Origin of the sequence: Streptomyces sp. NPDC091377 (assembly GCF_044757045.1) — a bacterium.
GTDB lineage: Bacteria > Actinomycetota > Actinomycetes > Streptomycetales > Streptomycetaceae > Streptomyces.
Genome location: NZ_JBIVUE010000049.1, coordinates 1 through 7,473 on the forward strand (window position 1 = coordinate 1; position 7,473 = coordinate 7,473).

Genomic DNA, 7,473 nt, shown 5'->3' on the forward strand with positions numbered 1-7,473 from the left:
CGATGGCGCGGTCGAGGGCGTCACCGTCCGCGGCGGCCGGGACGAGACGGATGGTCGTGGCATGGGGCGGGCGGATCAGGCCGGTCAGCGGATCGCGCCGGAACCCGAGCAGGGCCAGGGCCCTCTGCGGTGCGTCGGCGACCCACTCTCCCATCGCCGTAATCGAGGCGGCGCCTGCCGGAACGGCGGCGGCCGCAGCGGTGAGCAGGGCTGTCCAAGGGTGACGTATACCGCGACGGGCCCGTGGGTCAGGCACCGTGGCCCTATAACTCCGCAGGTCAACGGCTACCTCCAGCGGGGCTGAGCCGGAGGCGTCCCCCAGTTGCCGAAGGCATGACGGCATGCGGGAAGATGGGTGTGCAGGCATGGACTCGCTCGGTGCTCATACGGACTCGACACCCACATGATCACCAGCGGCCATGCCTGTTCCGCGTCCAGGGTCACCCACAGACAGAAGTCGACAAGCCGTCACAACCGGTGCTCAGCAAGCAACCCGCCCACCTCGGCACTTCTCAAAGACCCTGTCAAGTGAGGCTAGTCAGCACCACGGCATTGCGGAGCTCGCCCAATCCACTTACCCGAGTGACGACGATGTCGCCGTCGCGCAGGAAAACCTGTGGTTCGCGTGCGTTCCCGATGCCACTGGGGGTGCCGGTGAGGATCAGGTCACCCGCCCTCAATGTCATGCCTATGCTAAGTTCCGCGATGATGCGCGAAAAGGAGAATGCCATGTGGGCGCTGGAGGCATTCTGCATGATTCGCCCATTGAGTTCGCACTGGACTTGGAGGCTGCCAAGGTCGTCGATCTCGTCCGCAGTGGTGATCCATGGACCAATCGGCATTGTGGCGTCGATGCTCTTTCCCTTGAGCCACTGTCCGCCGTGAGCCCTCTGAAGATCACGCTGCGAGATGTCGTTGGCCACCGTGTAGCCGAAGACATACTCCAACGCCTTCCCCTCCGGGATTGACCGCCCATCTCGGCCAATGACGATAGCTATCTCGGCCTCGTAGTCCCATTTGGAGGAAAGTTTGGGATCATAGGATATGTCGTCAGTCGGACCGAGGACCGTGTCGGGGCCTTTGGTGAAGAAGGTCGGATGTTCAGGGCGTCCAACCGGATCCTGGCCCTCGCGCTTACCTTTCGACTCTTCGAAGTGGTCCCAATAGTTCCAGCCGGTACAGAGGATGTCCCGATTGAAGCGCTGCAGCGGTGCTTCCAACTGTGTTCCTGCAAGCGGAAGTATCTCGGCGGTGGCCAGAGCACCCCGAACTGCCTTGAGCGCTTCCGAGCCTCCGCGTACGATGGTGTCGACGGAGCCGAGGGCGGTTGGCAGCACAGCCACACCATCCTCTGCATCGTTCACGGCACCAGCCCGACGGCAACCGTCGACGGTGAGCGATGCAAGCTTCACAATACTTTCCTTCCTTAGTCCCGAATCGCGGCGATTGCGTTGATTTCGATTAGGTAGTCCTTGTTCACGAACTTCGAGACCTCCACCATCGTGGATGCGGGCGCCACACCAGTGAAGTACTGTCGGCGTACGGCATGGATCGCGTCGAAGTCCTCCATGTTGCGGACGTAGACATCGACTCTGGCAATGTCATCCAGTGTCCCTTCCGCCGCTTCTACAGCTGCCTTGAGGTTCTGGCAGACCTGATGTGTCTGGGCGGTGATATCACCAACGCCAGCGATGCTTCCGTCCTGCGTCCGGGCGGTCATACCGGAGATGAACACCAGCCGACCATTGGTCTCGATCACTGTGGCCTGTGCGAAATGCCCATTCGGAGGGGCGAGCTGGGGAGAGATTATTGCTTTCTTTGGCATAGTTTTTCCTTAGCGGGCGTCGTCGGGGCTGCTGTACCAGTCGGGTTGGGTCGGATAGTGAGGACCGTCGTAGACCTCAAGAAGGACTGATTCCTCCTGAGCAAAGGTTGGACCGTGCAGGCTGCCCTTAGGATTCCAGTAGAAGGAGCCCTCAGTGAGGGTCAGACCGGTGGGCACGTAGATGTAAGACCCTCGGAGACAGAACATAAACTGGTTTGAAGCGTGGGAGTGTCGCGAGGGGATGCCGGATCCCTTTGCGAAACGCACAAGAGAGATTGACGCACCAGTTTCGTCGTTGCGCCACAATGCCTTGTGGGACAAGCCCTCGAGGGTCTTGTCAACCCATTCGAGATCCTGCGTGTTCAACAAGATCTCGCGAAATCGGCCAAGCGTCTCACCCTCCGGTCCAGGCTCAGTCCGCTCCACAGATCGGTCGGGCGCTTCTCCCGAATAGGAAGCGGGCTCGGACAGGTTGGCCTCCCACTCCTCATCAGCGATTCCTTCTGGCTTCGGCATGACGTAAGTCATCAATTCTCCTTGGACTGTTGGGTCCCTAGGTAGGTCGAACCGTCCGGCACGTCCGGCGAGGTTACGTATCGTGGCCGTGAACAACAGTCTGACGTTATTGCCGCAGGTACTCGACCACGATCGGTCGCGGTCTAGCGGTCAACGATGTCTACCGTTAGGTAATCTGCCTACCCCATCCTGTGCAAGCGGCTTTAGGATCCACGGGTGATGCGTCCCCGTGGGGCCGGATTTTCTATCTCTATAAGACCGGCGTCACTAGCAGCGCGCCTTAAGCTGTGTCGCCCACTGCCCGCACACAAGTCAATGAGCAGTGGGCTCCCGATTCTGGTGGTCGATTACTTGTCTCCGGCCAGCCGTCAACGCTAGTGGCTCGGCTGTTCACTGCGACTGCCTCAGAAACATCAGTTCGATCAGGCGTCCGGAGTAACGGATGTCTCCGGTGTTTGCAAGGGTGCACAGCCAGCCAGGGGTGAAGTAGCAGACATCTTCACCGCGAGACATATGGCCTTCCAAAGTGACAAGCACATAAGCCGGTCGATCGGCCGGCAGGTCAAGTTGCTTCCCAGGCCCCAGTTCAAGGTCGTACACACGCACGTCTTCATTCTCGAACACGACGGGCAGTTCGGTGAGCGGATCGGGGATCTCCCATTGCCCACGCGCTAGATCACCGAGCGCCTCCTCGCCTAGATCCTTCAGCTCGACGAGCCGATTTCGATAAACTCGATCACCGTCGTTGGTCAGCATGTGCACCGGCGACGGAGCGCGGAACAGTGTTCCGCCTACAGTCTCCTCGATATAACGAGGTGGGTCACCGTTAAGCCAGTCCATGTGGCAGGGTGAGGATTCCAGGCACAGTACCAAGTACGGATTGTGGTGCAGATGCCACGGTTGGGTTTGCTGAGGCTTGAGCGCTACTTCCCAAACCCGTACTCGCTCATTGTCAAGCAGAATCGTCTGGCCAATCTCAGTGAGAACGATCTCCTCACCCTCTGGCCCGGTGACAATCTGTCCGGCGGTCATCCTGTCTTTCCTCTCTTGGTCTTATGATGCCTGCTGCGCAATGAGTGTTGGGCGCAAGGTTTTAGGCTTGCGGCAGGGGACGGCCAGCGATCCGCTCATACAGTTCCGCGACCCGGTCCTGGCCGCTTTCGGCTGACCCGCATGAGGTCATCGCAGCCACATGTCCGTCGGGGCGGATTAGGACCAAAGTGTCCTCGGAGATGCCGAAGCGTCGTCGAACCCGATCGCCGGGATCGAAGAGTGCTCTGCCACGCAGCCCTGAGTCGTGCGGGGCATCCCATCGACTGACCACGTATTGGTGCAGCGCCGGGGAATCATGCATGGGGATCCCGGGTCGACGACGGGTATCAGTGAAGTAGAGGGCTACAAATGAGTCGGCTGCTAGATCATGCAAGTACACCTGCCCTTCAGGCCCGAACAAGGGGAGGTCAGGAGCTCGGTCGCCAGGTGTGACAGGAACCGGGTGATCGCCGGTCTTCACCATTGACCAGTCGCCAGCACCGTCGACGTCGAGGCGTACACCCAGCAGAGCTCGGGTGAAGGCATTACCCCAGTTGCCGTCAGTCATGGCTGTGAGCGCGCCACCGCGGCGGTCCATGTAGGCACGAGCGGCCTCGGCCATCTCGCCACTGCCCTGGACAGCCACCGGGGCCTGTTCCTTCTCGTAGGCTTCGAGCAGTGAATCGTCTGCCCAGCCACGCAGTACCCAGGCGAGCCGCCATGGCAGGTTCGAGGCGTCCAGAACACCGGTGTTGAGGCCCAGCGCCCACATCGGGGTGATGAGGTGGGCGGCATCTCCCATCAGGAAGATTCTTCCGTCGTGCCAGCGGTCCGCGACGCGATGGTGCACGGTGTAGATGTTGGTGCCGAGGATCTCCAGGGACTCGATGTCGCCGATGAATCGGCGTGCCTTGGCGGCGAGTTCGTCCCGATCAGGTTCAGGGCGGCCGGCGGCCAGCGGGTAGAGGAAGCGCCAGCAGTGGGGCTGGCGGACCAGGATCATCCATTCCTCGGGGTCACCGAAGTACGCGAGATACGGGTAGTCCCGGGGGTCGTCGACGTCCAGGTCCACCTTCAGGTCGACTAGCATGTAACGCTCTTCGAGCGTACGACCTTCGACTGTGATCCCGAGATTCTCTCGCACCTGTGACCGGCCGCCGTCGCATGCGAGCACGTGGCGAACCCGGACCCGTCGTTCACCGGTGGCTGTCTCCAGCATTAGTTCCACGTGATCCTCATGCTGGGTGAAGCTGACCAGCCGGTGACCCATGTGGAGTACGCCAGGTGCGTTCTTCTCTAGCGTGGTGCGCAGCACGGGTTCGAGGTGATGCTGGGGGATGTTGATGACAAAGGGGAAACGGGTATCTTCCGTTAGATCTCCCGTCCGGACACTGAGGGTGGGAGCATTGGTGGCGCGATCGAGCTCACCGATCTCGTCGACTCGCAGGGAGGCGCTGAGGACCTCGTCAAGGGCTCCATAACGGTGCAGCACTTCAAGCGTGCGGGTCAGCACGGTGCCCGCCTTGGTATCGAGGGACAACTCGTGATCCTCCTCGAACACGACGACCGGAACGCCGTAGTGGACAAGGCCCAGCGCGGTGATGAGGCCAATAGGCCCAGCTCCGATCACCGCGGTGGGAAGCTGAGCGACCTCGGCTTGCACGAGTTCCCTGGTCATCGGGCTTCCTCCTTTGTGAAGGCTCGGTCGCGGGTGAGTGTCGATCCGGTCATGGTCGCGGCGTCGGACAGTAGAAACAGCAACGGGCCTACTACGTCCTCGGGGGTACCGATGCCAGTTGTGCGCACCCAGTGTTCCCGCTCACCACCAGTGGGGTTGGCGGCGCGGAACTGCGGGGTGTCGATGACGCCGGGGAAGACAGTGTTGACGCGGATACGGTGTGGAGCGACCTCGGCAGCAAGGGACTTGGCGAAGGGGATGAGCGCGCCCTTGCTCGCTGCGTAGGCAGACGCCTCGGCCCTTCCCATGTAGGCCAAGCCAGAGGCAAAGACGAGGATGACCCCGGACTCCTGCTGGATCATGTGAGGAAGGACTGCCTGGCAGCTCCAGACCACGCCATCCAAGTTGACGCCAAGAGTGTGCCGCCATTGTGCCGGCTCGGTGTCGACGACCGGTGTACGCGGCTGTACGGCCGCCCCGGCGACGAGGGCATCGATGCGGCCGTGCTTGCCCATGATCTCTTCTGTGACTGCCAGAACAGCATCCCGGTCGGATACATCCGTTTGATGCTGCGTGATGCCTTTGACGTCGTTTAGTTCCTCGGTAGGGGAAACATCCAGCACAAAGCTGGTACCACCAGCGGAAGCGTAGCCGCGCGCCAGAGCGGCACCAATGCCGTGGGCGCCGCCGGTGACGACGAGCACCTCGCCCGAGGAATCGAAGTGGACTCTCATGTGGAAAGGCTCCTAGAAATACTTAGGTCCGAGTTGGGCAGGTGCACGAACGCCGAGAAGGTCGGATTGAGCTGCTGCGCCCGCCTCAGAAGTGTTCAGCCAGACTCGACGACGTCTGTCTTCTGGCTTGGGCAGCGGTTTCCAGGTCGTCGGCCCCAGACGCAACGACGAAGGTGTCGAAGGTGCGGGGCGCGCCTGACAAGAGGGCTTATCCCTGTTGCGGCTCGGAGATTACTGCTCAGCAGGGTTCGCCGAGGACCATTCCCACAGAAGCTGCCGTTTCCCGCAGAGCTCCGAGAACGCTCGCGTCAAGCCGTACCCCCGTAGCCAGCGCTCCAGCTTGTCGCTCGCACTCCAACTGCCCTGGCAACAGCAGCCGTTCCACACCAGAGGCCTTCGGCGAGGTGGTGATCTGCTCGGCGAGTTCGCCTACTCGCTGATCGAATCCCGCCCTGTCTCCGAACGCAGTCACGTCCAGCGCAAGGAAGAAGTGCGCGCAGTCGTTCGGTACCGAGGTGTCCGCATAAAGACCTTGGACGCCACGACCGAAGGAGCCTCCGGACAGCACGCCGGTAAGGACGTCGAGGACAAGTGCAAGACCGTACCCCTTCGGTCCAGCAGCGGGCAGCAAAAGCCCCTTCAAGGCCGCGTTAGGGTCGGCAGTTGGTGTGCCGTCTCGGTCGGTTGCCCAGGTCTCGGGGATAGGCCTGTTCTCCTGTTCAGCAAGACGGATCTTGCCCAGCGCTGCCTCAGACATGGCCATGTCCAGAACAATCGGTTCGCCAGCGTTTGCAGGAAAGCCGACGGCGAGCGGATTGTTACCAACAACCGCTGCTGCCCCACCGGGAGCCGGCATCAATGGGCGCGTATTGGCTGCTACGATACCGATGCAACCGGCCCGGGCCGCCGTGCGGGCATATCGGTAGGCGCCTCCGAAGTGAAAAGCATGCCGGACTGTCACCGCTCCGAGCCCATAAGTGCGGGCCTTCGAGACAGCCAGTTCCATTCCCTGATCGCCGGTGAGTTGACCTAGTGCATTCCGGGCGTCAAGTATTGTGATCGCGCCTGTGTCGAGCACAACTTCGGCGGTCTCGTGGGTGGCCACTGAGCCTTTGCGTAGCCGTTCTACGTACATCGGCACGAGCATCACGCCGTGGGAAGAAGTGCCCCTCATATCGGCTTCCACAAGACTGCCCGCGACTGTCTTCGCTGCGGCGGGTGAAAGTCCTGTGGCCGTGAAAACGGAAGCAACGGCCGCGGCCAGCCAATCGGGGGACACGGAAATGTGGTTATTCATTCAGGATCTCCCCAGGTGGCCGAGGGTCTTGACCACGAAGAACCCCTCCGGCGGCCAAGACGATGGAAAGAAGGTAGTTGAAGGAAAATAGTCATGCTATCCGTAGAACGAGACCCGCCGTCCGATTTCCGCATAGGCCGCTCTCCCTGAGTCCGGAGTGGTCGTCGACTCCAACGTCTGGCTTCCTACTGAGGTTGAATTCGTGGTGTCGTAGGGGCTGACGGATCGTCGCCCGTGCGGTATCACCAGGGCATGCGGTATCCAGGGTCTTTGAGAAGTGCCGAGGTGGGCGGGTTGCTTGCTGAGCACCGGTTGTGACGGCTTGTCGACTTCTGTCTGTGGGTGACCCTGGACGCGGAACAGGCATGGCCGCTGGTGATCATGTGGGTGT

General features: G+C 61.3%; 8 protein-coding genes. All 8 read right to left on the bottom strand.

Annotated elements, in window-relative coordinates:
* On the bottom strand, positions 1-367 hold a 367-nt coding region (locus ACIQNG_RS38990), incomplete at its 3' end, for a transposase family protein (protein WP_401491979.1).
* A gap of 157 nt (positions 368-524) precedes the next feature.
* Entirely contained in the window at positions 525-1,412 is an 888-nt protein-coding gene (locus ACIQNG_RS38995; protein ID WP_401491982.1) for a fumarylacetoacetate hydrolase family protein, read from the bottom strand.
* Between the two features lie 14 nt (positions 1,413-1,426).
* Complete coding sequence (locus tag ACIQNG_RS39000) at positions 1,427-1,825, bottom strand: RidA family protein (protein ID WP_401491984.1); 399 nt, start codon at positions 1,823-1,825, stop codon at positions 1,427-1,429.
* A 9-nt stretch (positions 1,826-1,834) separates the two neighbouring features.
* Positions 1,835-2,353, bottom strand: a complete 519-nt coding sequence (locus ACIQNG_RS39005; protein WP_401491987.1) for a cupin domain-containing protein — start codon at positions 2,351-2,353, stop codon at positions 1,835-1,837.
* A gap of 378 nt (positions 2,354-2,731) precedes the next feature.
* Entirely contained in the window at positions 2,732-3,373 is a 642-nt protein-coding gene (locus tag ACIQNG_RS39010) for a hypothetical protein (RefSeq protein ID WP_401491990.1), read from the bottom strand.
* A 61-nt stretch (positions 3,374-3,434) separates the two neighbouring features.
* The gene (locus ACIQNG_RS39015) at positions 3,435-5,051 is read right to left on the bottom strand and encodes an FAD-dependent monooxygenase (RefSeq protein ID WP_401491993.1); all 1,617 of its coding nucleotides are present in this window, start codon (positions 5,049-5,051) and stop codon (positions 3,435-3,437) included.
* A complete protein-coding gene (locus ACIQNG_RS39020; protein WP_401491996.1) occupies positions 5,048-5,785 on the bottom strand; it encodes an SDR family NAD(P)-dependent oxidoreductase in 738 nt (245 codons plus the stop codon). Before ACIQNG_RS39020 ends, ACIQNG_RS39015 begins: the two co-directional genes overlap by 4 nt.
* Before the next feature lie 238 nt (positions 5,786-6,023).
* A complete protein-coding gene (locus ACIQNG_RS39025; protein ID WP_401491999.1) occupies positions 6,024-7,082 on the bottom strand; it encodes an Ldh family oxidoreductase in 1,059 nt (352 codons plus the stop codon).
* Positions 7,083-7,473 lie beyond the last annotated feature (391 nt).

What these genes read in the sequence shown, in the direction of transcription:
- ACIQNG_RS39000 (WP_401491984.1), bottom strand. Translation starts at nt 1,825, where the DNA reads ATGCCAAAGAAAGCAATAATCTCTCCCCAGCTCGCCCCTCCGAATGGG.
- ACIQNG_RS39005 (WP_401491987.1), bottom strand. Translation starts at nt 2,353, where the DNA reads ATGACTTACGTCATGCCGAAGCCAGAAGGAATCGCTGATGAGGAGTGG.
- ACIQNG_RS39010 (WP_401491990.1), bottom strand. Translation starts at nt 3,373, where the DNA reads ATGACCGCCGGACAGATTGTCACCGGGCCAGAGGGTGAGGAGATCGTT.
- ACIQNG_RS39015 (WP_401491993.1), bottom strand. Translation starts at nt 5,051, where the DNA reads ATGACCAGGGAACTCGTGCAAGCCGAGGTCGCTCAGCTTCCCACCGCG.
- ACIQNG_RS39020 (WP_401491996.1), bottom strand. Translation starts at nt 5,785, where the DNA reads ATGAGAGTCCACTTCGATTCCTCGGGCGAGGTGCTCGTCGTCACCGGC.
- ACIQNG_RS39025 (WP_401491999.1), bottom strand. Translation starts at nt 7,082, where the DNA reads ATGAATAACCACATTTCCGTGTCCCCCGATTGGCTGGCCGCGGCCGTT.